The sequence below is a fragment of the Brevundimonas vesicularis genome (assembly GCF_027886425.1).
GTDB classification, from domain to species: Bacteria; Pseudomonadota; Alphaproteobacteria; order Caulobacterales; family Caulobacteraceae; genus Brevundimonas; species Brevundimonas vesicularis_C.
Map to the genome: position 1 here is coordinate 2,175,583 of NZ_CP115671.1, position 24,437 is coordinate 2,200,019.

Annotated in this window: 26 protein-coding genes and 2 tRNA genes; 6 read left to right on the forward strand and 22 right to left on the reverse strand. The window is 66.2% G+C overall.

Features of this window, described 5'->3' with window-relative positions; all coding sequences use genetic code 11:
- Nucleotide 1: 1 nt before the first annotated feature.
- The 7 genes from fabF to PFY01_RS11240 all read right to left on the reverse strand — a co-directional run bounded on the left by fabF (nt 2) and on the right by PFY01_RS11240 (nt 5,807).
- The gene (gene fabF, locus PFY01_RS11210) at nt 2-1,273 is read right to left on the reverse strand and encodes a beta-ketoacyl-ACP synthase II (RefSeq protein WP_271041335.1); all 1,272 of its coding nucleotides are present in this window, start codon (nt 1,271-1,273) and stop codon (nt 2-4) included.
- A gap of 151 nt (nt 1,274-1,424) precedes the next feature.
- Nucleotides 1,425-1,664: an acyl carrier protein gene (locus PFY01_RS11215; protein ID WP_008264317.1), complete on the reverse strand. Its 240-nt coding sequence runs from the start codon at nt 1,662-1,664 to the stop codon at nt 1,425-1,427.
- A 179-nt stretch (nt 1,665-1,843) separates the two neighbouring features.
- The gene (fabG, locus tag PFY01_RS11220; RefSeq protein WP_271041336.1) at nt 1,844-2,584 is read right to left on the reverse strand and encodes a 3-oxoacyl-[acyl-carrier-protein] reductase; all 741 of its coding nucleotides are present in this window, start codon (nt 2,582-2,584) and stop codon (nt 1,844-1,846) included.
- A gap of 88 nt (nt 2,585-2,672) precedes the next feature.
- A complete protein-coding gene (fabD, locus tag PFY01_RS11225; RefSeq protein WP_271041337.1) occupies nt 2,673-3,614 on the reverse strand; it encodes an ACP S-malonyltransferase in 942 nt (313 codons plus the stop codon).
- 131 nt (nt 3,615-3,745) lie between these two features.
- A complete protein-coding gene (locus PFY01_RS11230) occupies nt 3,746-4,174 on the reverse strand; it encodes a J domain-containing protein (RefSeq protein ID WP_271041338.1) in 429 nt (142 codons plus the stop codon).
- 7 nt (nt 4,175-4,181) lie between these two features.
- Nucleotides 4,182-5,018, reverse strand: coding sequence for a division plane positioning ATPase MipZ (locus tag PFY01_RS11235; protein ID WP_271041339.1), 837 nt, complete (start codon nt 5,016-5,018; stop codon nt 4,182-4,184).
- 129 nt (nt 5,019-5,147) lie between these two features.
- A complete protein-coding gene (locus PFY01_RS11240; protein ID WP_271041340.1) occupies nt 5,148-5,807 on the reverse strand; it encodes an SPOR domain-containing protein in 660 nt (219 codons plus the stop codon).
- Between the two features lie 75 nt (nt 5,808-5,882).
- Between PFY01_RS11240 and panC the strand changes: the two genes are divergently transcribed.
- Entirely contained in the window at nt 5,883-6,743 is an 861-nt protein-coding gene (gene panC, locus PFY01_RS11245; RefSeq protein WP_271041341.1) for a pantoate--beta-alanine ligase, read from the forward strand.
- Between the two features lie 44 nt (nt 6,744-6,787).
- Here panC and PFY01_RS11250 read toward each other — a convergent pair whose 3' ends face one another.
- The 4 genes from PFY01_RS11250 to PFY01_RS11265 form a co-directional block, all read right to left on the reverse strand.
- Nucleotides 6,788-7,546 carry a chorismate mutase gene (locus tag PFY01_RS11250; protein WP_271041342.1) on the reverse strand — a complete coding sequence of 253 codons (759 nt, stop codon included), beginning with the start codon at nt 7,544-7,546 and terminating at the stop codon, nt 6,788-6,790.
- 282 nt (nt 7,547-7,828) lie between these two features.
- Nucleotides 7,829-8,404, reverse strand: coding sequence for a prephenate dehydratase domain-containing protein (locus tag PFY01_RS11255; RefSeq protein WP_271041343.1), 576 nt, complete (start codon nt 8,402-8,404; stop codon nt 7,829-7,831).
- Nucleotides 8,405-8,494: 90 nt separating this feature from the next.
- Nucleotides 8,495-9,865, reverse strand: coding sequence for a class II 3-deoxy-7-phosphoheptulonate synthase (locus PFY01_RS11260; protein WP_066551689.1), 1,371 nt, complete (start codon nt 9,863-9,865; stop codon nt 8,495-8,497).
- Between the two features lie 66 nt (nt 9,866-9,931).
- Complete coding sequence (locus PFY01_RS11265) at nt 9,932-10,072, reverse strand: hypothetical protein (RefSeq protein ID WP_165116349.1); 141 nt, start codon at nt 10,070-10,072, stop codon at nt 9,932-9,934.
- A gap of 243 nt (nt 10,073-10,315) precedes the next feature.
- Between PFY01_RS11265 and PFY01_RS11270 the strand changes: the two genes are divergently transcribed.
- Complete coding sequence (locus tag PFY01_RS11270; protein ID WP_271043054.1) at nt 10,316-11,311, forward strand: ROK family protein; 996 nt, start codon at nt 10,316-10,318, stop codon at nt 11,309-11,311.
- Here PFY01_RS11270 and PFY01_RS11275 read toward each other — a convergent pair.
- The 3 genes from PFY01_RS11275 to PFY01_RS11285 all read right to left on the reverse strand — a co-directional run bounded on the left by PFY01_RS11275 (nt 11,268) and on the right by PFY01_RS11285 (nt 13,502).
- Nucleotides 11,268-11,342, reverse strand: a tRNA-Val gene (locus PFY01_RS11275). The genes PFY01_RS11270 and PFY01_RS11275 overlap by 44 nt on opposite strands.
- A 56-nt stretch (nt 11,343-11,398) precedes the next feature.
- Complete coding sequence (locus PFY01_RS11280) at nt 11,399-12,688, reverse strand: dicarboxylate/amino acid:cation symporter (RefSeq protein ID WP_271041344.1); 1,290 nt, start codon at nt 12,686-12,688, stop codon at nt 11,399-11,401.
- 100 nt (nt 12,689-12,788) lie between these two features.
- Nucleotides 12,789-13,502, reverse strand: a complete 714-nt coding sequence (locus PFY01_RS11285; protein ID WP_271041345.1) for an HAD-IA family hydrolase — start codon at nt 13,500-13,502, stop codon at nt 12,789-12,791.
- A 64-nt stretch (nt 13,503-13,566) separates the two neighbouring features.
- Between PFY01_RS11285 and glmU the strand changes: the two genes are divergently transcribed.
- Complete coding sequence (glmU, locus tag PFY01_RS11290; protein ID WP_271041346.1) at nt 13,567-14,919, forward strand: bifunctional UDP-N-acetylglucosamine diphosphorylase/glucosamine-1-phosphate N-acetyltransferase GlmU; 1,353 nt, start codon at nt 13,567-13,569, stop codon at nt 14,917-14,919.
- A complete protein-coding gene (rpiA, locus tag PFY01_RS11295; RefSeq protein ID WP_271041347.1) occupies nt 14,916-15,599 on the forward strand; it encodes a ribose-5-phosphate isomerase RpiA in 684 nt (227 codons plus the stop codon). The genes glmU and rpiA overlap by 4 nt, the downstream gene beginning before the upstream one ends.
- Here rpiA and PFY01_RS11300 read toward each other — a convergent pair.
- The 3 genes from PFY01_RS11300 to PFY01_RS11310 all read right to left on the reverse strand — a co-directional run bounded on the left by PFY01_RS11300 (nt 15,596) and on the right by PFY01_RS11310 (nt 17,788).
- Nucleotides 15,596-16,258, reverse strand: coding sequence for a sugar transferase (locus tag PFY01_RS11300; RefSeq protein WP_333780215.1), 663 nt, complete (start codon nt 16,256-16,258; stop codon nt 15,596-15,598). The genes rpiA and PFY01_RS11300 overlap by 4 nt on opposite strands.
- A 79-nt stretch (nt 16,259-16,337) precedes the next feature.
- Nucleotides 16,338-16,835: a hypothetical protein gene (locus tag PFY01_RS11305; protein WP_271041349.1), complete on the reverse strand. Its 498-nt coding sequence runs from the start codon at nt 16,833-16,835 to the stop codon at nt 16,338-16,340.
- Nucleotides 16,832-17,788 (reverse strand): M28 family peptidase, encoded by a 957-nt coding sequence (locus PFY01_RS11310; RefSeq protein ID WP_271041350.1) that lies wholly within the window; start codon nt 17,786-17,788, stop codon nt 16,832-16,834. The genes PFY01_RS11305 and PFY01_RS11310 overlap by 4 nt, the downstream gene beginning before the upstream one ends.
- 120 nt (nt 17,789-17,908) lie before the next feature.
- Between PFY01_RS11310 and ligA the strand changes: the two genes are divergently transcribed.
- Nucleotides 17,909-20,242, forward strand: coding sequence for an NAD-dependent DNA ligase LigA (gene ligA, locus PFY01_RS11315; RefSeq protein WP_271041351.1), 2,334 nt, complete (start codon nt 17,909-17,911; stop codon nt 20,240-20,242).
- A gap of 122 nt (nt 20,243-20,364) precedes the next feature.
- Nucleotides 20,365-20,787 (forward strand): DUF2147 domain-containing protein, encoded by a 423-nt coding sequence (locus PFY01_RS11320; RefSeq protein ID WP_271041352.1) that lies wholly within the window; start codon nt 20,365-20,367, stop codon nt 20,785-20,787.
- A gap of 74 nt (nt 20,788-20,861) precedes the next feature.
- Here PFY01_RS11320 and PFY01_RS11325 read toward each other — a convergent pair whose 3' ends face one another.
- The 5 genes from PFY01_RS11325 to PFY01_RS11345 form a co-directional block, all read right to left on the reverse strand.
- Nucleotides 20,862-21,848: an aldo/keto reductase gene (locus tag PFY01_RS11325; RefSeq protein ID WP_271041353.1), complete on the reverse strand. Its 987-nt coding sequence runs from the start codon at nt 21,846-21,848 to the stop codon at nt 20,862-20,864.
- 99 nt (nt 21,849-21,947) lie between these two features.
- A tRNA-His gene (locus PFY01_RS11330) sits at nt 21,948-22,024 on the reverse strand.
- A gap of 150 nt (nt 22,025-22,174) precedes the next feature.
- Entirely contained in the window at nt 22,175-22,894 is a 720-nt protein-coding gene (locus PFY01_RS11335) for an energy transducer TonB (RefSeq protein ID WP_017505195.1), read from the reverse strand.
- A 14-nt stretch (nt 22,895-22,908) separates the two neighbouring features.
- Nucleotides 22,909-23,343 carry an ExbD/TolR family protein gene (locus PFY01_RS11340; protein WP_017505196.1) on the reverse strand — a complete coding sequence of 145 codons (435 nt, stop codon included), beginning with the start codon at nt 23,341-23,343 and terminating at the stop codon, nt 22,909-22,911.
- A 5-nt stretch (nt 23,344-23,348) separates the two neighbouring features.
- Nucleotides 23,349-24,230 carry a MotA/TolQ/ExbB proton channel family protein gene (locus PFY01_RS11345; RefSeq protein ID WP_271041354.1) on the reverse strand — a complete coding sequence of 294 codons (882 nt, stop codon included), beginning with the start codon at nt 24,228-24,230 and terminating at the stop codon, nt 23,349-23,351.
- Nucleotides 24,231-24,437 lie beyond the last annotated feature (207 nt).

The window sequence follows — 24,437 nt, forward strand, 5'->3', positions numbered from 1 at the left end:
CTCAGTCGACCTTCTTGAAGATCACCGAGGCGTTGGTGCCTCCGAAGCCGAAGCTGTTGGACATTGCCACATCGATCTTCATCGGCTTGGCGGTGTTGGGGACCAGGTCGATGGGCGTTTCCATCTCGGGGTCGCCCAGATTGATCGTCGGCGGCGCGATCTGATCGCGGATGGCCAGCACGCAGAACGCCGCCTCGATGGCGCCCGCCGCGCCCAGTAGGTGTCCGGTCATCGACTTGGTCGAGGAGACGGTCAGGTTCTGCGCATGATCGCCGACCAGCCCCTCGATCCCCTTCAGCTCGATCCAGTCGGCCATGGTCGAGGTGCCGTGGGCGTTGACGTAGTCCAGGTCGGACGGCTGCAGACCGGCCCGTTTCAGCGCCGCCTTCATGGCCCGCACCCCGCCCTCGCCGTCCTCGGACGGGGCGGTGATGTGATAGGCGTCGCCGCTCATGCCGTAGCCCACGACCTCGGCATAGATCTTGGCCCCACGTGCCTTGGCGTGTTCGTATTCTTCCAGCACCAGGATGCCGGCGCCTTCGCCCATGACGAAGCCCGCATGTCCGCGGTCATAGGGACGCGACGCCTTCTCCGGCGTATCGTTATAGGCGGTGCACAACGCCTTGCAGGCCAAAAAGCCCGCGATGCCGATCGGCACGACCGAGCTTTCGGCCCCGCCCGCCACCATCACGTCCGCGTCGTCCAACGCGATCATCCGGGCCGCATCGCCGATGGCGTGGGCGCCGGTGGCGCAGGCGGTCACCGCCGCATGGTTCGGCCCCTTCAGGCCATGACGGATCGAGATTTGGCCACCGGCCAGATTGATCAGAGCGCTGGGAATGAAGAAGGGGCTGACGCGACGCACGCCCTGTTCCTTCAGCACGATGGCCGTGTCGGCGATGGGGCCCAGGCCGCCGATGCCGGAGCCGACCATTACGCCGGTGCGCTCCTTGTCCTCGTCCGTCTCGGGCTTCCAGTTGGCATCCGCCAAGGCCTCATCCGCCGCCGCGATGGCGTACAGGATAAAGTCGTCGACACGCTTCCTGTCCTTGGCGGACATGATCTTCTCGGGATCGAAGTCGCCTTCGCCGCCGCCGCCGCGTCCATCGACGCTCGGCACTTCGCCGGCGATGGTGCAGCCATAACCCGTAGTGTCGAACGACGTGATCGGGCCGATGCCCGAGCGTCCCTCGACGATGCCCTTCCAGCTCTTCTCGACGCCCCAACCCAGGGGGGTCAGCAGACCGATGCCCGTAACGACGACGCGGCGCATGGTGCGTGCTCCCTTATCTCCAGCCCGACCCTTCGGAATCATTGCGGATTCGCGCAGGTCAGAAACAGTAAAGGCCGCCGGGCGTCTCCGCTAGGAGCGCCGGGCGGCCCTGTGAACCGTCAGCCTGTTCGGCCGATATCGGCGACTGAGATCAGCCGGCCGACTTTTCGTCGATGAACTTGACCGCATCGCCGACCGTCTGGATGTGCTCGGCGGCGTCATCCGGGATCTCGATGTCGAATTCTTCTTCGAAGGCCATCACCAGCTCGACGTTGTCGAGCGAGTCGGCGCCCAGGTCGTCGATGAAGCTGGCCTTTTCGGTGACCTTGTCCGGATCGGCGTCCAGATGGTCGATGACGATCTTGCGAACGCGCTCGAGGGTGTCGGACATGAGTGTCTCTCTGCCTGTTTGAAATCGCCGTAGAGGCGGGGGTAGCTCAGAAATCGCCGTCTCACGGCAGCGAAGGCGACGCAAGCCCGAAAGCCCGAACCGCCGACGCATTCAACCCTTTAGCACAGGCTTTCGGGCTGGAAATAGTCTGTTGCGCGACGTGATAAGGGCCGCGGCGCTTAAATCATCGCCATTCCGCCGTTCACATGCAGGGTCTGGCCCGTCACATAGGCGGCTTCGTCGGACGACAGATAGACGGCGGCGGCGGCGATCTCGTCGCCCGAACCCAGTCGGCCCGCCGGAATCCGGCCCAAGATGGTCTCTCGCTGCTGATCGTTCAGGACGTCGGTCATCGGCGAGGCGATGAAGCCCGGCGCGATGCAGTTGACCGTGATGCCGCGCGAGCCGACCTCCTGCGCCAGCGACTTGGAAAAGCCGATCATCCCGGCCTTGGACGCCGAATAGTTGGTCTGGCCCGGATTGCCGGTCACGCCGACGACCGAGGTGACGCCGATGATTCGCCCCGAACGGCGCTTCATCATCCCCTTCACCGCCGCGCGGGTCAGGCGGAAATAGCTCTCCAGGTTGACGGTCAGGACCGACTGGAAATCCTCGTCCTTCATCCGCATCAGCAGGCCGTCCTTGGTAATGCCCGCATTGGCCACCAGGATATCCAGCGGCGCGCCCGCCGCCGTTTCGGCTGCGTTGACCAGATTGTCGACCGATTCCGGGTCCGACAGGTTCGCCGTGGCGAAATGCGCCCGCTCCCCCAGCTCCTTGGCCAGATCGGCCAGCACGGCCTCGCGCGTGCCTGACAGCACCACCGTCGCGCCCTGGGCATGCAGCGCCCGCGCCACCGCCCCGCCGATCCCGCCCGTCGCACCGGTCACCAGCGCGGTCTTGCCTGCAAGATTGAACATTTATGTCTCTCCGAAGTGGCGAGTGATTAGTGTCGAGTGGCGAGGAAAAGCAAAGTCGCGTGACGAAGCCGTCGCCACGCGTCCCGCGTCAGCCCTTGGCGAACGCTTCCAACTCTTCGGGCGTATTCAGCGGCAAGGCCTCGGCGTCCGGTGCGATCCGCTTGGCCATGCCGGTCAGCACCTTGCCCGAGCCGATCTCGACAAAGCGCGTCACGCCGCCTTCGGTCGCCATCCATTCCATGCTCTCGCGCCAGCGCACCCGGCCGGTGACCTGTTCGACCAGCAGGCGGCGGATGACTTCCGGATCGCTCTCGGGCCGCGCCAGGACGTTGGCGACGACAGGCACGACCGGCGCGACAATCTTCGCTTCGGCCAGGGCGGCGGCCATCTCGTCGGCCGCCGGCTGCATCAGCGGGCAGTGGAAGGGCGCCGAGACGTTCAGAGGAATGGCCCGCGCGCCCAGTTCCTTGGCCTTCTCGATGGCCCGGTCCACTGCGGCCTTCTCGCCTGAGATGACGATATTGCCGTTGTTGTTGTCATTGGCGACCACGCAGACGCCGATTTCCGAACCGGCCGCCGCCGCTGCTTCCGCCAGCGCCAGATCGGTCTTGGGCCCGATCAGCGAGGCCATCGCCCCCTGCCCCACCGGAACCGCGCGCTGCATGGCCTGACCACGCAGTTTCAGCAGCCGCGCCGTGTCCGACAGCGAGATCGCCCCCGCGGCCGCCAGGGCCGAATATTCGCCCAGCGAGTGACCGGCCACATAGGCCGCGCTCGCCACGTCAAAGCCGAATTCGGTCTTCAACGCCCGGATCGCCGCCACGGACACCGCCATCAATGCAGGCTGGGCGTTCTCGGTCAGGGTCAGTTGATCCTCGGGGCCTTCGCGTATCAGCACCGACAGCTTCTGGCCCAGCGCCTCGTCCACCTCGGCGAAGACGTCGCGAGCGGATTGGAAAGCGTCCGCCAACGGCGCGCCCATGCCGACGGCCTGGCTGCCCTGCCCCGGAAACAGAAGTGCGAGGGTCATCGACCGCTCCCTGAATCATTTATCAAGAGCGCGGACCCGTAAGCCCAGACTTACCCGAGGGCAAGCGGAGGCGGTGGGTGCTTGTGCGTTGAACCGTTTCCACGACCGCAGGGATGCTGCCCTGAGAGCGCCTAGCGGCGCCGGTATTTTGCGAGCAGTCGATCGCGCGCGGCGTTGACGCGCGCCGCCAGCCCCTCCGTGCCGCCCTGATCGGGATGGGCGCGGGCCATGGCGCGTTTCCAAGCCGCGCGGATTTCCGTCTCGGTCGCGGCTGGCCCGACGCCCAGCACGGCGCGGGCGTCAGCCTCGCTGATGGATTCGGATCGGATGACCGGCCGCATGCGGGAGGACCAGGCCAGATAGAGTCCTGCCCCAGCCAACGCCGCCGCCGTCAGCCACGATCCACGAAACGCCGCCAGCGCGCCGCCCGCCAGCAGCACCGCGCCCAGCAGGGTCGCTGTCACGCGCCAGTGAGCGCGTCCGCGTCGCTCGGTCTGCCGGCCCAGCCGCACTAGCGCCCAAACGGCGATCGCCGCCAGGGCCAGCCAGATCAAACCCATCAGGCGATCAGGCCGCCACGTCCAAAGGGCTCAGCACCTGCTCCAGGCCCATCGCCATCATCAGATTGCGCATCTCCTGGCGCGCAGCGACGTGGGCCAGGGACACCGCGACCGGCCGGATCTCGTTCGACAGGTCGGCCACCGTCAGGCCGAACGGGAACAGCTCGCGATAGATGACCCGGTCGCGCAGGCCCGGACCGACGCGGAAGCCGACGCGTTTGGCCAGCTTGGTCATCCGTTCTTCCAGACGCTTGCGGTTGCGGGCCTCCGCGACGGCGAGGCGATTGGTGACCACCAGCCAGTCGATCGTGGCGTGACGGCCCTGGGCGATGGCGCGCTGCTTGCGCGCCTCCCAGACGCTCTCGGAATAGATGGAGGGCTTCAGCAGCTCCAGGTTGACCGGATCGACATCGCCCAGCAGATCGAAATCGACGAAGCTGTCGTTCATCGGCGTCACGATCTGATCGGCGCGGGCGTGGGCGGCGTTCGAAACGGCCGTGTCGCCGCCGGGCGTGTCGATCAGGATGCAATCGACGCCCCGCGCCGACGCCTCATCGAAAGCGCGCTCGAAGGTGGCGATCTGTTCGGCCACGTCCGCCTTGGCCAAGGCCTTGCCGTCGCCCATGTCAGGAATGAACGGCTGGGGCAGATCGTGCCCGTTCGCGGCCAGCCAGGCCAGACGATTGTGGAAGAAACGCTGCATCGAGCGCTGGCGCAGGTCCAGATCGATGATCGCCACCGAGCGCCCGGCGTGCAGCAGGCCGGTCACGATGTGGATGGCCAGGGTGGACTTGCCCGCCCCGCCCTTTTCGTTGCCGAGGACGATCACATGCGGCTGCGTCATTCGAGGGAATCCTCTGTGCCGACCGCGCGACTCAGACTGCGCGGTCCTAGGTCCGGCGAGACTCGGCCTCAACGGGCCAAACGTCAACGGAACCTTAACGCAGACCTGTGGACGGCGAACCGGGGTCGGTCAGCTGTTGCGCGCGCACCAAGCGTCGGCGACAGCGGCGGAGCGGCATACCGCAGCGGCGGTTTCGGTCGAGACCGGCCCGACCTTCAGCCGCGTCAGCCGACGGCCGTTGACCTCGACCTCCTGATAGATCGGCGACAATCCCGACAGGTCTGACGTAGCCTTCATCCGATCCCAAGCCAGACGCGCGCCGGCCGCACTGGAATAGGCGCCCAGTTGGATTGTTCGCCCGGTTTCCCGCGTCGCCGGAAGGCTGGCGGGACGCAACACCGGCGCCTGAACCCGCGAGATCGCCTCATCCGCAACGGCTTTCACGACCGCCGGCGAGGCAGCCCGTACAACCGCGTCGCGCAGCCCGGTATCCTCACCGACGGGGCGCAGACCCGCCTGAACGTCACGAGCGTCCCACATGGCGTGAGGATCCATGACCGCCACCTTGACCGGCGTGAAGCGCACAGGCCGCAGTCCGGCCTTTTCAGCCACGGCATGCCGGGTTTCGCGATCGCGGGCCGATAGCGGAATGTTGATCGACGCGACGTTGTCGGCCATCGCGCTGAACCGATGGGGATCGCTGTCCACCGCGCCACAACCGGCGACGGCTAGGCTGCTGGCGAAAGCCAGGGCGATCAGAACTGGACGGGTCGCTTCTGCGGGCGTCATAAGCACGACCATAGAGCCCAGACTTTGCGGTCTGGTGCATCAACAGGCTTAAGCGGAGAGGTTAATCGCTTCATCATGATAGACGCCGCCCCCCTCCCCGTCGTCCGCACCGTCGCCGACCTGCGGGCGATCGTCCGGGACTGGAAACGTCAAGGCCTGAGCGTCGGCATGGTTCCGACCATGGGCGCCCTGCATGAAGGCCACCTGACCCTGGTGCGCGAGGCCGCACGCCGCACCGACCGCGTCGTCGCCTCCAACTTCGTCAATCCGACCCAGTTCGCGGCGCATGAGGATCTGGCCAAATATCCCCGTCAGCAGGAGGAAGACGCCCGTCTGCTGTCCGGCGCCGGCTGCCATCTGATGTTCGCGCCCTCAGCCGACGCGATGTATCCGGAAGGCTTCGCGACAACCGTCGCCGTCGCCGGCCCGGCGCTGGGTCTGGAAGGCGACTTCCGGCCGCAGATGTTCGGCGGGGTCGCCCTGGTCGTCACCAAGCTGTTCAACCAGGTCCAGCCCGATGTCGCGGTCTTCGGCGAGAAGGACTACCAACAGCTGATGGTCGTTCGTCGGTTCGTGCGCGACCTGGACCTGCCGGTCGAGATCGTCGGCGCGCCGACGGAGCGGGATGGCTGGGGCCTGGCCCTGTCGTCACGCAACGCCTACCTGTCGGAGACTGAGCTTGAGACCGCGCGCCGGCTGAACGGCATTCTGGCGGAGGCTGGCGTCCATGCCTCAAGCGGCCGCCCCCTGCCAGGCGTCGAGCGTGAAGCCTATGCCGCCCTTCTAAAAGCCGGGTTTGATCGGGTCGATTACGTCGCCATCCGTCACGCAGAGGACCTGACGCCGTTCCGCAACGACATCGTCGACGCCCCCGCCCGTATCCTGGCCGCCGTCTGGCTGGGCAAGACGCGCCTGATCGACAATATGGCGGTCTGAAACGATCAGGGCCGCATCCGTTCGCCGGATGCGGCCCTGTCAGATCAGCCGATCGCGCCGACGCAGCCCTCTGCGTCGCCCGGCGCCAGATCGGCGTCGGTCAGGGCGATGGTCCAGCCGTGATGCGTGTTCAGGCCCCAGCGGCGGGCGCCGCCGCCATCGCCGGCGTCTCCACCCGCCGTGACCACCACGCGTCGGCCCTTGGGCAGAGCCGGCGGATCGATCTTTCCGACCGCCAGAGACGTCGGGGTCTCGCCGCCGTAGCCGTCGAACACGCTCAGCATCGACCATTCGCGGCGCAGACCCATCCACCAGGCGTCCTCGGTATTGATCGCCAGCACGGCGATCCCGTGGCCCTCGGCGGCGAAAGCCAGGGCCCTTTGCGGATCGCGCACCATCTTGATGTCGGCGGCGGCCCCGAAACGCAGGCGCGCGCCGTCATAGGCGCGGGTCGGTTCGATTGGGGCCCAGACCTGGACCTGAAGCCGGCCTTGGCGCGCCAGGCCCCACCCGACAATCTCGCGCCACAGATGCTCGACTGCCTCGGCGTTCTCGGGCTTGGCCTGCTTCAGCATACGCGAGAGGACGGCTTGTTCGCGATCGGGACGCAGCTTGGTGTGCGGTCCCGTGGGCGCATCCTTGGCGCGGCCGACGGTGGCGGCGATGGCCAGGCGTTGCTCGAACAGAGCCAGGATCTGGTCGTCGATGCCGTCGATTTCGGCGCGCAAGGCGGCCAGCGCCTGCTGTTCGGGGGTCAGGTCGGCCATGTCAGGCCAGACTTGCTGAAGGTTGGTATGGGGCATGGAAAAGGGCTTTCGGCATTCTGAGATTCGATATGTGCAGGGGCGTACAGCCGCTCTGGTTCAGAGCGGTCGCCGGTGAAGCAGTCAGGGACGGAGTGCGCCCGACGCCTCAGCCGGCGTATCGAAAGCCGTAAAAGCCGTAGCCGAAATAGAGGCCGGAAACCGCGCGCGAACGGTCGAAAGAAACAGAAAGAGCGCGCAGGCGGGACATGGTCCGGTTCCGGTTTATGCGGATTGTCTTGCGATCCGTGGGTGTCTTAAGGACGCAAAGACCGTGCGCCGTCAACCCTCAGGGAAGCTCAACAGGACAAAACGCGTCTGATTATCGCCGGAATCCTGCAAGTCGTTGCGCAGGATCGACAGGCCGTACACCTCGGCGGCGCCCATCGGGGCGATGGCCGCCCGTGTCGGATCGCCCGCTTCTGCCACATCGCGCGCCGCGCCTGCGGTATCGAAATGCTCGACAACCTCGACATTCAAACCGGCCAGCGTGTCCTTGCATTGGGCCAGGGCGATGGGGTGGCTCTCGACCGTGCGGATATCGGACAGACGCGCGCCGTCGATCGCCATCAGCGCATGACGGATCGGCCGCCAGACCTGGGCGACGGGCTCCACGCCAAGCGCACCGACCAGCGTCGCCGCCGGTTCGACCACGCCGATGGTCGAGTTCTCGACCGGTATCAGGGCGCAACCGCAGTCGCCGGCGCGCAGCGCATCCAGCGCCTGGGCGAAAGTTTCGAACGCCACAGCCTCGTCCCACGGACGCAAGGCCAGACAAGCCTCATGGCTGAACGATCCGGGCGCGCCCTGATAGGCGACCCGTCCAGGCTTCTCCTCAGTTGGAGCCGCTACTTGCATCGATCACTCCCTCGATCTCGGATCGATCTGGCGCTGCCTCGGTGGCGTCACCATGACCGGATCGGCCCGCATTTGGGGCACTGACGACGGCTAGGCCGCCGCCGACTGCGCCACCCGCCCGGCCTTCAGCCGTTCCGCCACCAGGAAGGCCAACTCCAACGCCTGGTCGGCGTTCAGGCGCGGGTCGCAGTGGGTGTGATAGCGGTTGGACAGATCGTCCTCGGTCACCGCCTGGGCGCCGCCGATGCATTCGGTGACATTCTGGCCGGTCATTTCCAGGTGGACGCCGCCGGGGTGGACGCCTTCCGCCTCGGCCACATCGATGAAGGTCCGGACTTCGCCCAGGATGCGGTCGAACGGCCGAGTCTTGTAGCCGTTGCCGGCCTTGAGCGTATTGCCGTGCATAGGGTCGATGGACCAGATGACCTTGCGGCCCGAAGCTTTCACTTCGCGCATCAGCTTGGGCAGGCGCTCGCCCACCTTGTCGTGACCGAAGCGTCCGATCAGCGTCAGGCGACCCGAGACATTGTCCGGGTTCAGGGCGTCGATCAGCGGCAGCAGGTCGTCGGCGGTCATGGTCGGCCCGCACTTCACGCCGATCGGGTTCTTGATCCCCTTCATGAACTCGACGTGGGCGCCGTCCAGCTGACGCGTGCGCTCGCCGATCCACAGCATGTGGGCTGAGGTGTCGAACCATTCGCCGGAACCGCCATCCAGACGCGTCAGGGCGCTTTCGACGTTGAGCAGCAGGGCCTCGTGGCTGGTGAAGACCTCGACCCGGCTGAGGTCCGGATGGGTCTCTGGCGTGACGCCGACCGCCTCCATGAAGGCCAGGGCCTCGGTGATCTTGTCGGCCAGCTCGCGGTACTGGGCGCCGGCGGCATTGTCTCCGGCGAAGCCCAGGGTCCAGCGATGGATGTTGTACAGGTCGGCATAGCCGCCGCCCGCGAAGGCCCGCAGCAGGTTCAGCGTCGAGGCCGACTGGTTGTAGGCGCGGATCAGACGCTGCGGATCGGGCGCGCGCTCCTCGGCCGTGAAGCCCATGCCGTTGATGATGTCGCCGCGATAGCTGGGCAGTTCGACGCCGTCGATCTCTTCCAATGGCGACGAGCGGGGCTTGGCGAACTGGCCCGCGATCCGCCCCACCTTCACCACCGGCTTGCGTCCGGCGAAGGTCAAGACGACCGCCATCTGAAGGATCAGGCGGAAGGTGTCGCGGATATTGTCGGTCGAGAACTCCTTGAAGCTCTCGGCGCAGTCGCCGCCCTGCAGGAGGAAGGCGTCGCCCCGCTCGACCTGGGCCAGCTTCGACGTCAGGCGCCGCGCTTCGCCGGCGAAGACCAGCGGCGGCAAGGCGCGCAGCTCGTCTTCCACCCGCGCGAGGGCGGCAGGATCCGGATAGTCCGCCGGCATATGCAGGGCGGTCTTGGTTCTCCAGCTTTCGGGTGTCCAGCGTGTCATCGCGCAAGAATAGGACTTCGCGCCTATTCAAACAACGAAAAGCCAGGCGGATTTTGCCGCGAAATGTCAGTCTTCCGAAGAAGGCGACTTTTCCGCCGCAGCTTCGGCCTTGCGTTCAGCCTTCGCCGCCGCCTTCTCGGCCGCCTTCAGCGCTGCGGCGCGCTCGCGTTCCTGACGCTCAAAGCTGTAGTTGGGTTTGCGAGCCATCGGCGTCCTCGTCTCATATCTTGATCTTGCGGTGAAGGTGGCGATGCATTGGGCCGGACGCAATCGCCAAATCCAGCACCATGCAAAAGCGGCTCACAGCAGTCTCTCCTTGCGCGTCAAAATCTTGGCGGCGGCGTCGAAGGCGATGAACAGGCGGGCTAGAAGGGTCATGGGGTCTGAACGCTTGGCCCTATTCGATGTTCAGTCCCGCGAACCTTCGTCGCACCCGAAAGACAGGCGCCCATGTCGACCCAACCCATCCTCCTCGGCGGTGTCGAAGCCGGCGGCACCAAGTTCATCTGCGGCGTCGCCGCCGCCGACGGCGTGATTGTCGACCAGATTCGTATACCCACGACGTCGCCCGACGAGACGCTCGATGCGGTTGCAGCCTTCTTCGTCAACGCCCAGTCGAGGCACGGCCGGCTTTCTGCGCTGGCGATCGTCAGTTTCGGCCCTTTGTCCTTGAAACCGGACGCGCCGGATTTCGGCGCTATCACCAGCACGCCCAAGCCCGGCTGGAGCGACGTCAACCTGTTGGCCCATCTGCGCCGTTTCATCGATGTTCCAATGACGCTGGACACCGACGTGAACGGCGCGGCCGTGGGCGAACGCCTGTTCGGCAGCGGGCAAGGGCTGGAGAGCTTCTGCTACGTCACGGTCGGCACGGGCGTGGGGGTCGGGGTGATGATCGACGGCGCACCGCATGGCGGGGCGAACCATCCCGAAGCCGGTCATATCCGGCTGCCCCGCGCCAAGGGCGACGAGAGGTACTCGGGCACCTGTCCCTTCCACGGCGACTGCCTGGAAGGCCTGGCGAGCGGGCCGGCGCTGCAAGCGCGCTGGGGCGCGGCGGCAGAGACTTTTTCTCACGATCATCCGGCCTGGCCGATGGCGGCGGAGTATATCGCCGGTCTGTGCACCAACCTGACCTACACGCTGCGGCCGGAGCGAATCATCATCGGCGGCGGCGTGATGCAGCCGCACATGTACGATCTGGTCAGACAGGCGCTGGTGAGACAGCTCGGCGGCTATGACGCGAGCCTGCGGGATCTGGATACGAAGACCTACATCGCGGAGCCGACCGCGGGGGTGTCCGCCGGCCTTATCGGCGCATTGGCCCTCGCCTACCGTTCCGTCACGGGCGCGTGGCCCAAGGACTGGGCGACGCAAGGCCAGGATCAAATTGGATTGGAGATGGTGGACGCGACAGGGATTGAACCTGTGACCCCCTCGGTGTGAACGAGGTGCTCTCCCGCTGAGCTACGCGTCCTTGCCTTGCGGAGGCGGCGACATAGCCCGGTCGCCGGCCCCGCGCAAGCGCCTGTTTCAGATTCCGGCGGCGCGAACGCCTTCGGGCGTATCGGCTTCCGGGTCGCCCGGCAGCCAGGCGACGTGACCGTTATAGATGTCCTGGTTGAGGATGCGCTCTTCCTTGGCGACCAGCACCGGCACCAGCATTTGGCCGGTCACATTGGTCGCGGTGCGCATCATGTCGATGATGCGATCGATGGCGACGATATAGCCAATCCCTTCCAGCGGCAGGCCGGCGGTCGACAGGGTCAGGGTCAACATGACGATGCTGGTCCCCGGCACGCCGGCCGTCCCCAGCGACCCGAGCACCGCCGTCAGGCCGATCAGGACGTACTGGGTCAGCGTCAGATCAATCTTGAAATACTGGGCGATGAAGATCGAGGCGATGGCCGGATAGATGGCCCCGCACCCGTCCATCTTCACATTGGCCCCCAGGGGCACGGCGAAGGCGGCATAGGCCTGGGGCACCCCCAGACGCTCCACCGTCTGGCGAAGGGTGATCGGCAACGTCCCCAGCGAGGATGAGGTCGCAAATGCGGTCTGCTGGGCCGCGAAGGTGCCGCGGAAAAAGCTGGTCACCTTCAGCCCGTGAACCTTCAGCAGGCCCGAATAGACGATCAGGATGTGGAACAGGCAGGCGGCATAGATGGCCAGGATGAACTTCACCAGGGGCAGCAGCGCCTCCCAGCCGTAGCCGCCGACGACCGATCCGATCAGGCCGAACACGCCGATGGGCGTCAGCTGGATCACCCAGCGGGTGATGCGGAAGATGATGGCCGCGCCCTCATCCACCAGACGCCGAACGCCCTGCGCCCGGTCGCCCAGCGCCACCAGGGCCATGCCGACCAGGGCCGAAAAGAAGATGATCTGCAGCACCTTGCCTTCGGCCAGGGCCGCGAACGGATTGGTCGGCACGACGCCGATCAGGACTTCCAGCGGCGTCGGGATCACCCGGTCCTTGACCTCGCCCAGCGGCAGGTTGGACAGGCCGACGCCCGGATTGATGATGTGGCCGAAGGCGAACCCGACCAACACCGCCAGCAGGGAGGTGATGGCGAACCAGACGATGGTCCGCACCCCCAGCCGCACGGCCCCCGCCCCTTCCCCCAGCTTGGCGATGGAACTGGCGATGGTGAACAGCACCAGCGGCGCCACCACCATGCGGATCAGGTTCAGATAGACGTCGCCGATCGGCTGAAGCCAGGTCTCGGCCCGCTCGCGCAGGATCAGCCCGGCGATGATGCCGAGGATGAAGCCGGCGGCGGTCCGCTGCCACAGCGGGATCTTGAAAAAGCGAGCGAGCATGACGGCACTTTCAACAGGGGTGCGCCAATCTGTCCATCGCCATGACGATCCGCAACCGCAGCAGCGATCATTCAGCCGACAGATTTCCTCTCGGCCGGTATCAGAATTTCAGCGCCCGCCTCACGTAGAAGTCGGAGAGGATGCCGTCGATCGCCTCTTCCACGTCCTCGAAAGCATCGATCAGGATGTCCCCGCCCAGGTCTTCAACGGGCGTCGGCGTAAAGCCGAAGGTCGTCAGAATGCAGGGCATGCCGGCGTCTTTAGCGGCGTCCGCGTCCGGCGCGGCGTCTCCCACCATGATGGCCCGTTCGGGATCACCTGCTGCGATCACGACGGCCTCCTTCAGATGGGCGCCCGAGGGCTTGCGCGCGCTGACCCGATCCGGGCCGACGATGGCGGCGAAATGGCGGGTCAGGTCCAGCTTGCCCAACAACAGCTCCGACAGGTCCGAACGCTTATTGGTGGCCACGACCAGGATTGCGCCCCGCTTGCTGAGCCGCTCCAGCGTCTCGACCACGCCCTCGAAGGGCTGCGAGCCGTCGGCGATATGGGCGGCGTAATCGACCAGGAACCGCTCGAACAGCTCGTCGGACTTGGCCCGCTCGACCGGCGCGCCGGCGGCTTCGAAGCCGTGCACCAGCAGCGCCCGCGCACCCGATCCGATCAGGGTCGAGGCGGACTCCATCGGCACGGGCGGCAGCCCCTCCTCGACCAGCATCCGGTTCAGCGTGCCGATCAGGTCCGGGGCGGAATCGACCAGCGTCCCATCCAGGTCGAAGGCGATGGTCCAGCCTTCCAGGTCGCGATCGCTCATCCACATCTCCCGCTGGCCCGCATGATGGGCTAGATCGCAGGACGACTAGACTGCGAGACGATTCATGACCAGCCAGACGCGCGCCCGCGCCGCCATCATTCTCGCCGCCGGCCAGGGCACGCGGATGAAGTCGCCGCTGCCCAAGGTGCTGCACCCCGTCGCCCACCGCGCCATGCTGGACCACGCCATCGATGCGGCGGAAGGGCTTGGCTGCGAGCGCATCGTCGTCGTGGTCGGCAATCACTCGCCGGAGGTCCGGGCCCATGTCGTCAAACGGCTGGGCGAGGCCGCCATTGCGGTCCAGGACCCGCCGCTCGGCACCGGCCACGCCGTGCGCGCCGCCGAGCAGGCCATGGCCGGCTTCGACGGCGAGGTGGTCGTCACCTATGGCGACGTGCCGTTGCTAAAGGCCGCCGACATCGAGCCCGTCTTTAATGCCGACGGCATCACCGTCATCGGGTTCGAGGCTCGCGATCCCGGCGCCTATGGCCGGCTGATTGTGGAAGGCGACACCTTGACCGCCATCACCGAGGCCAAGGAGGCGTCGGCCGAGATTCTCGCCCTCACCGCCTGCAACTCGGGCGTTATGGCCGCGCCGGCGGCCCTGCTCTTCTCGCTGCTGGCCGAGGTGAAGAACGAGAACGCCAAGGGCGAATACTATCTGACGGATGTCGTTGCTTTGGCGCGCCAGGGCGGCCACCCCACCCGCGCCGTCTTCGCCGCTGAGGACGCCGTGATGGGCGTCAACTCCCAGGCCGAGTTGACTCAGGCCGAGGCCCTGTTTCAGAGCGTGCAGCGCGACACCTTCCTGGCGTCCGGCGTGACGATGGCGGCCCCCGACACCGTTCATTTCGCCTGGGACACCCAGATCGGCGGCGGGACCGTCGTCGAACCGTTCGTGGTCTTCGGCCCTGGTGCGGTCATCGAGGGCGGCGCGCGCATTCGCAGCTTCAGCCATATCGAGGGCGCGCGGGTCGCGGCCGGCGCCGAGGTCGGTCCCTATGCGCGCCTGCGTCCCGGCGCGGACCTGGCGACCGGGGTCAAGGTCGGCAACTTCGTCGAGGTCAAGAACGTGAGGATGGCGGAAGGCGCGAAGGCCAATCACCTGGCCTATCTGGGCGACGGGTCGGTCGGCGCCGGCGCCAATGTCGGCGCAGGGACGATCTTCTGCAACTACGATGGCTTCAACAAAGCGCAGACCCAGGTCGGCGCCGGCGCCTTCGTCGGATCGAACTCCAGCCTGGTGGCCCCGGTGGTCATCGGCGACGGCGCCCTGATCGCCTCGGGCTCTGTCATTACCGAGGATGTGCCCGCCGACGCCATGGCCTTTGGCCGCGCCCGCCAGACCGTCAAACCCGAAGCGGCCGCGGCTTTCCGCGTCGAAGCCAAGGCGAAGAAGGCTGCGAAATCCAAATGAGCGACCTCCAGAAGAAGAACGCCGGCCAGGCCGCCGCCGCTCACGTCGAGGCGGGCATGATCGTCGGCCTGGGCACTGGCTCCACCGCCGCGTGGTTCGTCAAGGCGCTGGCGGCGCGCAACCTTCCCGGCCTGCGCTGCGTGCCGACATCCGAAAAGACCGCAGACCTGGCGCGCGAACTCGGGCTGACGTTGTCGACGCTGGAGGACACGCCGCGCATCGACCTGACCGTAGACGGCGCCGACGAAATCGGGCCGGGTCTGGCGTTGATCAAGGGCGGCGGCGCGGCTCTGCTGCGCGAGAAACTGGTGTGGGAGGCCTCGGCCCGCTGCATCGTCATCGCCGACGCGGCGAAGGTGGTGCCTGTGCTGGGAACCTTCCCCCTGCCGATCGAGGTCGTCGCCTTTGGCCACAAGACGACGGCCAACCGCATCGCTGATGTCCTGATCGATCACGACATCAACCAGCCGGCGCGCGTGCGTCACGCCGATCGCGGTCTGGTTCGCACCGACGGCGGCAATCTGATCTATGACGCGGGCTGCAAGGCGATCCACGATCCGGTCCGTCTGGCCGACGATCTGAAACTGATCACCGGGGTGGTGGAGCACGGCCTGTTCCTGGACCTCGCGGACCTGGCCATCATCGGCACGGACGAGGGCGTTGAGCAGCGTCTTCCCTAGGACACGCCCCGGCGGCTCAGCACCGCCGGAACCGTGCGCGCCAGGATGGCCAGATAGACGCCGACGGTGCGGTTTCTGACCAACCAGACATCCATCGCAACCCGGCGTGGATAGGGCACGGCGTTGCGCCCCGAGACCTGCCACAGCCCCGTCAGGCCTGGGCGAACCGCGCAGTAGTCGGCCAGTCGCCGTCCGTATCGCGCCGCCTCGTCGATCACGATCGGTCGGGGACCAACCAGCGACATCTCGCCTCTCAACACATTGATCAACTGCGGCAGTTCATCCAGGCTGGACCGTCGCAACAGGCGGCCCAGCGACGTGACGCGCGGATCGTGCGTCAGCTTTCGCATCGCCTGCCATTCCGGATCAGACGCTGACGGCAAGGCTTGCTCCGCGCCCATCCTCATCGAGCGAAACTTGAGACAGTCGAATAGTCGGCCGTCGCGCCCGATCCGTTGCTGGCGAAAGATCGCGGCCCCTCCGTCCTGCGCCGTGACGCAGAGGGCTATCAAAACGAAGAGCGGCCAGGTCAGAAGCAGCCCTGTCAGCGCGAATGCGATATCCATGGCGCGGGTCGGGTCGAGACGAACACGGCGTCGATGCGCACCGACACCGCATGTCGACGTTACATCGCACCCGGCCAATTCCGATATCGACATCCAGCGCCCCCAAGCGTCACCATGACCTGGGATTGTGTCCTTGGCAATCTTGACCTGCCGTCAACGCAGCTTGTTTAGGTCAGTCGCCGCCCCACCGGCTCAGCGTGAACGACGTGCGACGGCCGTTCACCGAAACCGTCCCGGTGACAACAGCCGTCTGATCGCCGAGATTGCGCCGCGCCGTCGCCAAAGCGCCCTGATCAATCCGAGCCGACAACTCCACCGGGCCCACGCCAGGCGCAGACCCGCTCATTTGGATCCGATCGTCGGTGACGACATAGGCGTCCGGCAGAACCCTGACCTCGCCCTGCGGCCCGGTCAGCGACAGGATCAGAGGCGGCGAAGCGCGGGAGCCGCCTTCCCAGGCAGCAAAGGCCTCATCCTGTCCGATGAACAGCGATGCCACGGGCTGCATGGATCCCGCGCCTGTCGGGCGATAGTCGCCCGAGATATCGCCGCCCAGACGATGCTGAAACGTCGCTTCCGGCGTCGATGTCGGCGTCGTGGCGTCGCGCCGTTCGCATGCCGCCAGGCTCAGCACGGCTATGACCGCGACGATCACCCATGAATATCTCATCGATCAAGCGCCTGGTCCAAGGCGCGGAACCCGGCGATGGCGATCTCGGTCGCGCTGGTGAAGACCGAAGGCGTGATCCGATCGAAGGTATCGCTCGGTTGATGATAATCGGGATGATAATCGACGCCCATGTACAGGAAGGGCACGCCGGCCTCATGGAAGGCGCCATGATCGGAGGCGTCGACCCAGTTGTTCTCGCCCGTATCCTGAGGAGTGTCCTTGCCGAAGGCGAAGGAGACGGCGCCGTTCGGCGCCACGGCCTCCAGCACGGGGCGCAGATTGGGGTGCTGATAGGTCCCGGTGACCCACAGATGACCGTCCGTCTCCGCCCGCGCCGTCATGTCGAAGTTCAGGTTCAGGCTCAGCGACGACAGCGGCACCGGCGGCGCCTTGACGAATTCTCGAGCGCCCAACAGTCCCCGCTCCTCGCCATCCAGCGCAACGATCAGCACGCTGTGTTCCGGCGGTTGGGCCTTCAGCCGCGCCGCCAGTTCCAGCATCGTCGCCACGCCCGAGGCGTTGTCGTCGGCCCCGTGGAAGATCTGGCCGTCATTGACGCCGACGTGGTCGTAGTGGGCCGTCACCACGATATAGCGGTCGGCGACGCGGGTTCCTGGGATCAGGCCGACGATGTTCACGCCGCTGAAGGTCTTCACGCCCTCGCGCGTGCGGCCCGGCGTCTCAAACCGCTGCAAACGCCCGAACGGCGGCGGCTGAACGCCCATGGCCTCCAGCCGCGAGACGATATAGGCGCGCGCCCGTTCGCCGCCTTCCGAGCCCGTATCGCGGCCCTGCATGTCGTCGGCCGACAGGATGCGAACGTCCTCCAGCAGTTGGCTCGGACCGGTCGCGACGACGCTCGGCGTACGCGGAGCTGTTGCGGGAACGGCGGTGCAGCCGCTGACGATCAGGGCGGCGCCAGCGACGAAAAGGCAGAGGGTCGAACGAGTCATACAGGCTCCGATAGGGACGCGCGAACCTAGCGAAGCGCGGACGGCGCGTCAGCCTACGGTTCTGTCATCATCGGCTTTGCGCGATGCACGGGCGGCGTGTCAGATGATATAACGACGACCATGGCCAACGCGATTCCTCTCGAAGTCCCCGTCGACGACCTTACCGCCGAGACGGCTGCCGAGGCCCTGGCCTGGCTGGCCGCCGAAATGGCCCGCCACGACGCGCTGTACAACGAGGCGACGCCCGAGATTTCCGACGCGGAATACGACGCCCTGCGTGCGCGCAACCTGGCGATCGAAACCGCCTTCCCCGATTTGGTCCGGCCTGACTCGCCATCGAACAAGGTCGGCGCCGCCGCCTCAACCCAGTTCGCCGAGGTGCGCCACGGCGTGCCCATGCTGTCGCTGGACAACGCCTTCGACGATGGCGAGGTGCGCGACTTCGTGGCCCGGATCGCCCGTTTCCTGAAACTGCCGGCCGACGAACCCATCGCCTTCGTCGCCGAGCCCAAGATCGACGGCCTCTCCGCGAATCTTCTCTATGTCGGCGGCAAGCTGACGATCGGCGCCACGCGCGGCGACGGCCGCGCGGGCGAGGACGTCACCGCCAATCTGAACACCATCGCCGATGTGCAGCAGACCCTGGCCGGCGACGGCTGGCCCGACCGGATCGAGATCCGGGGCGAGGTCTATGCGCCCAACGACGCCTTCGCCGCCTTCAACGCCGCCGCCGAGGCGGAAGGCCGCCGGACCTACGCCAACCCCCGCAACTTCGCCGCCGGTTCCCTGCGCCAGAAGGACGCCCGGATCACCGCCAAACGCCCGCTGAACTTCTTCGCCTACGCCTGGGGCGAACATTCCAGCGACTTCGCTGAGACCCAGTGGGAAGCCCTGCAAAAGCTTAAGGCCTGGGGCTTCCCCGTCAACGCCCGCTCGCGCCGGGTCGAGGGCGCGGAGGGGCTGATCGCCGTCTATCGCGAACTGGAACGCGACCGCGCGACATTGGGCTATGACATCGACGGCGTGGTCTACAAGGTCGATCGCATCGACTGGCAACGCCGACTGGGCTTCGTCGCCCGCAGCCCCCGCTGGGCCATCGCCCACAAATTCCCGGCGCAGCAGGCGACCACTGTGCTGGAAGGCATCGACATCCAGGTCGGCCGCACCGGCTCCCTGACCCCCGTCGCCCGCCTGCACCCCGTCACTGTCGGAGGCGTGGTGGTGCGCAACGCCACCCTGCACAATGAAGACGAGATCGAGCGTCTGGATGTCCGCATCGGCGACACCGTCCGCCTGCAACGCGCCGGCGATGTCATCCCCCAGATCCTGGGCGTGGTCCCGGAGTCACGTCCCGCCGACGCCGTCCCCTATGCCTTCCCTGAACACTGCCCCGTCTGCGGCTCGGAAGCCGTGCGCGAAGGCGACGAGGTCAAGCGTCGCTGCACCGGTGGCCTGATCTGCGACGCCCAGATCGTCGAACGGCTGAAGCATTTCGTCGGCCGCCGCGCCTTTGACATAGAGGGATTGGGCGAAAAGCAGTTGGTCGCCTTCCATGCGCGCGCCTGGATCAAGGAGCCGGCCGACATCTTCAGACTGGCGCGCGACGAGGCGCGGCTGAAGGCGCTGGAGCGTGACGACGGTTATGGCGAAACCAGCATACGCAATCTGGTCGCCGGCATCGACGCCCGCCGCGTCATTTCGCTGGACCGGTTCCTGTTCGGTCTGGGAATCCGCGACATCGGCGAACAGACCTCCATCGTGCTGGCCCGCGCCTTCGAGAGCTGGTCCGCGCTGAAGGCCGCCTGCCTCCAAGCCGCCTCGGGCGTGCCGTCCGACGCCTGGACCGACCTTGCCGCCGCCCACGCCATATCGCCCCGCGTCCTGACCCTGATGGCCGAGGCCGCGCCCCCCGCCGTAGATCCCTGGCCCGAGGCGACGATGGACATGAAGATCAGCCAGGCCTTCCCCGGCATGGCCGCTCCGGCCCGCCGGTCTCTGGCGACGATGGCGAACGACTGGTCCGGGCTGGTCGAACTGGCCCGTGTCGCGCGCGAGGACGGCCCGTCCGAAATCCTGAACCAGATCGCCGGCGTCACCGGCGTCGGTCCTGTTGCGGCGGAGGCCCTAGCCCACTTCTTCCACGAGCCCCACAATCTAAAGGTCGTAGAGGCTTTGGAAGCCGAACTGACCGAAATCCTCGATGCTGAACGCCCCAAGTCCGACACGGCGGTCGCGGGCAAGACTGTCGTCTTCACCGGCGCCCTAGAACGCTTCACGCGGGACGAGGCCAAGGCCCGCGCAGAAAGCCTGGGCGCAAAGGTCTCGGGTTCGGTGTCGAAAAAGACCGACTACCTCATCGCCGGCCCTGGAGCGGGGTCCAAGCTGAAGGACGCCGAAAAGCACGGCGTGCAGGTGCTGACCGAGGACGAATGGCTGGCCCTGATCGGCGGTTGAAGTTGACCTAACGGTCGGTTTTCGTTGGTGATCACTGGGGTTTTGGCCTTGTCTTCAACCGAAACCGCGATCAACGTCCGCTTCAACGGGCGGTGCGACCGACCCGACGAAAGGGAACGACTATGAAGATCAAGATCATGCTGGCCGCGGCGACCCTGGCGGGCGCCCTCGCCTCTCCAGCCCTGGCGGGCGACCCGACCGGTCTGTGGCAGACCCCGACCAATGGCGGTCAGGTGCGGATCGCGCGTTGCGGCCAAGCGCTGTGCGGCACGCTGGTGACTTCGGACCACATTCGCGCCGACGCCAATGCGCGCGACGCCAACAATCGCAACGCTGCCCAGCGGAACCGCACCCTGCGCAACCTGCCCATGCTGACGGGCTTCACCGGCGGTCCGACGGAATGGCGCAACGGCTCGGTCTACAACCCGGCCGACGGCGGCACCTATCGCGGCACCATCACCATGACCAATGAAAACAGCCTGCGTCTGCGCGGCTGCATCGTCGCGCCGCTTTGCAAGACCCAGACCTGGACCCGCATCCAGTAGGATCAGCGCGACACACACACACGAAAGGCCCGGTCGGAGCGATCCGACCGGGCCTTTTTCATTTGGCTCGTAGCTCAGCGATTCAGCGCCGCCCGCGCCGCCTCGGCGTAGCGATGCCCCGTCGCCGCGCCCTTGGGGAAGACGGCCTCGATCCGGGCGAGATCCTCAGGCGTCAGAACGATGTCCACGGCCGCCGCATTCTGCTCCAGGGTCGCAATACGACGGGTGCCGGGGATCGGGATCAGATCCTCGCCCTGCGCCAGCAGCCAGGCCAGCGCCAGTTGAGCGGCGGTTATGCCCTTGTCCGACGCAATGGCCTTTACCGCCTCCACCAGATCCAGATTCTTCTGGAAGTTCTCGCCCATGAAGCGCGGATTGGTGCGACGGAAGTCGTCGGCGTCCAGGTCATCGATCGAGGTGATGTCGCCCGACAGGAAGCCGCGGCCCAGCGGGCTGTAGGGCACGAAGCCGATTTCCAGTTCGCGCACGACCGCGAACAGTTCGTCTTCGGGCTCGCGGCTCCACAGCGAATATTCCGTCTGCAGTGCCGTGATCGGATGGGTCGCATGCGCCTTGCGCAGGGTATCGGGCGCGGCCTCGGACAGACCCAGGAAGCGGACCTTGCCCTCCTTCACCAGTTCCGCCATCGCCCCAACCGTGTCCTCGATCGGCGTGTCCGGATCGACGCGGTGCAGATAGTAGAGATCGACGTGATCGACGCCCAGGCGTTGCAGGCTGCCCTCGATGGCGCGACGCACATTGGCCGGGCTGCCGTCGGTCATCAGCTTGGTGCGGTCGGCGTTATAGTTGATGCCGAACTTGGTGGCGATGAACGCCTGGTCGCGCCGGTCCTTCAACGCCTTGCCGACCAGCACCTCGTTTGTGTGAGGGCCGTACATTTCGGCGGTGTCGAACAGGGTGATGCCCAGATCGAGCGCGCGATGGATGACGGAGATGGACTGGGCCTCGTCGGCGCCGCCGTAGAAGGCGCTCATGCCCATGCAGCCCAGGCCAATGGCCGAAACCTCGGGGCCGTTTGCACCCAACTTGCGCGTCTTCATGGGGGCCTTCTCCTGTCGATGTGGGGGATCGGCCACACGGCCGACGATCAGGAGATGGTCGCGGCGACGGCGGGGTGCAATCCCGGCCGTGCTTTGCGATGGTACCGCCTCTCAGGCTTGAACTGAGGACCTCCGGTTCCACAAACCGGCGCTCTAACCAACTGAGCTAAGGCGGCCCGCTCATCGCGAGGCGCGTTCTCTACCGGGCCTGCGGCAGGCGATCAAGCGCCTTCCTCATATTTCCTCAGGAGATTCCGCAGGTGACAGCCCAAACAAAAACGCCCCGGAGATTGCTCTCCGAGGCGTCTTGTCTGTTGCCGTGACGATCACCCGAGGGTGAAGGGCACCCGGACGCGGAAGGTCGCGTCTTGAGCGGCGCCATCGACGGTCCGCGGGGACAGTTGTCCACGCTGAACCACCCGAATGGCGGCGCGGCCGAAGCCCATTCCGGCAGGCTCTTCGGACACCACGCGGCAGTTCGCCGGAGATCCGTTGGAGCGCGCCGTACACTCGACCGTAGCCGAACCGCTGATTTCACGCTCCAGCGCACGCGCCGGGAAGTCATCAGCTGTCGGGCGCGGTTGGCGCGACCACTGAACGTTCGTGATCGTCGACGGACGCGGCGGAGCCGGGGGTGCGGGCGGAGGCGGAGGTCCAGGAATATTGACGGGCGGACCCGTGTATTCAACCCGATCTTCCTTCTTCGTCGGCGTGATGTTGACCGGCGGAGGGGGAACGATGTTCGGGACCGGAGCCGGCACGCGCACCTGAAGCTTCGGCGGCGGAGGCGTATCCGTCGGCGGAGGCGGCGGGGGCGGAGGCGGCGGAGGCGGCGGAACCGGCTCGACCAACTCGACCTCGACGGACTCGTCGACGTAGTTGAACTCCTTCAGCTTGAACTTGGACTGCTGAACAAAGAAGATCAGCAACGCAAACAAGATGCTGACCACCATCAGGCAGACGATCAGCACGGGGTAGGACACCCCCATGAAGCCCTTTTTCTTGGGTACGTCGTAGCGACTGCGATGATATTCGACGTCTGTCATACTATCTCCGCATCCTAACTCGTCGCCTGGTCTTCGCCGACCAGCGCAACGCTATAGAAGCCGTTATCCTGCAGCGCATTCATGACCTGCATGAAGTCGCCGTAACGGGTGTTCTGGTCGCCCCGAATGAAGATCCGCTCATCGGCCGGGTTCCGGGATCCGATCTGTTTTTTCAGATCTTCACCCAGGGCACCGACGTCGGTCCGGAAATCGCCCACATAGACGTCGCCGTCATTCTGGATCGAAATATAGACCGGCTTGGGCGGGTTCGGGGCCGCCTTGGCGACGGCGATTGGCAACTCAACAGGCACCGACACGGAGGCTAGCGGAGCCGCCACCATGAAGATGATGAGCAGAACCAGCATGATATCAACGAAAGGCGTAACGTTGATATCACTGTTGGCCTGAGGCAGGTTGCCAGCGCCGCCCGATTTAATCTTGGCGGCCATCCGTCTTACGCCCCCTTGTCGAGCTGACGCGAGATGCCGTTCAGCAGCTCAGCGGCGAAGCCGTCGGCGCGCGTGCCGTAAGCAGCGATGCGAGTGTTGAAGTAGTTGTAGAACACAACGGCCGGGATAGCGGCGAACAGACCGATACCGGTGGCCAGCAGAGCTTCAGCGATACCCGGAGCCACGACGGCCAGGTTGGTGGTGTTCGACTGGGCGATGCCGATGAAGGAGTTCATGATGCCGTAAACGGTGCCGAACAGACCGACGAACGGACCGATCGAGCCGACCGACGCCAGGAACTGCTGGCCGCCCGACAGGCGCAGGGCCAGACCGGATTGCACGGCGGCGACAGCCGACTGAGCGCGGGCCATGGCCGAGTCGAGGTGATCGCCGGTGACCGACAGACCCGATTGACGCGACAGTTCGATTTCCTCGGTGGCGGCGGCGGCCATGTCGGCCAGCGGGTTGCCGTCGAAATCTTCCTGAGTCGAGACAGCGCGCATGTCAGCGATGGTGCGGGCGCCGCGGAAGTTCTCGAGGAAGTTGTCGGTCTTGCGGTTCAGAGCGCCGAACTCGAACAGCTTGATGAGCAGCAGGGTCCACGACAGGATCGAGGCCAGCAGCAGGCCGGCCATGACGACCTTAACGACGACCGTGGCTTCCATGAACATGGAGATCGGGGTGATGTCGCCGTGACCGCCGCCGACGGCGTCGTTCACCGTTGCGGGATCAGCTTCGCCGGCAGCCGGAGCGGCGGCTGCGGGAGCCGCAGTCGAGGCGGCCGGGGTGGGCTCGGCCGGGGCCTGGGCCAGGACCGGCGAGCTCGCCATCAGCGCGGCGGCGCCGGCCATGGCGAGAAGGATATTCGTCTTTTTGCTGTTCAGCATAATTCGCCAGTTCCTGCTTGGTCTGACTCGTGGAACCAAAGGTGCGGCCATAGTCAGCGACCGCCCCCCAACCTGAAATGTTTCCTTCAACGCGCCCGTCCTTTCGAGGATCAGAGCTCGCTGAAATCTTCGGTGGAGATCGAAACGGTCGCCCGCCTCGTCTCCGCTGGTCGAACCTTCGGAGACACGTCTCCGGCGATCCGCATT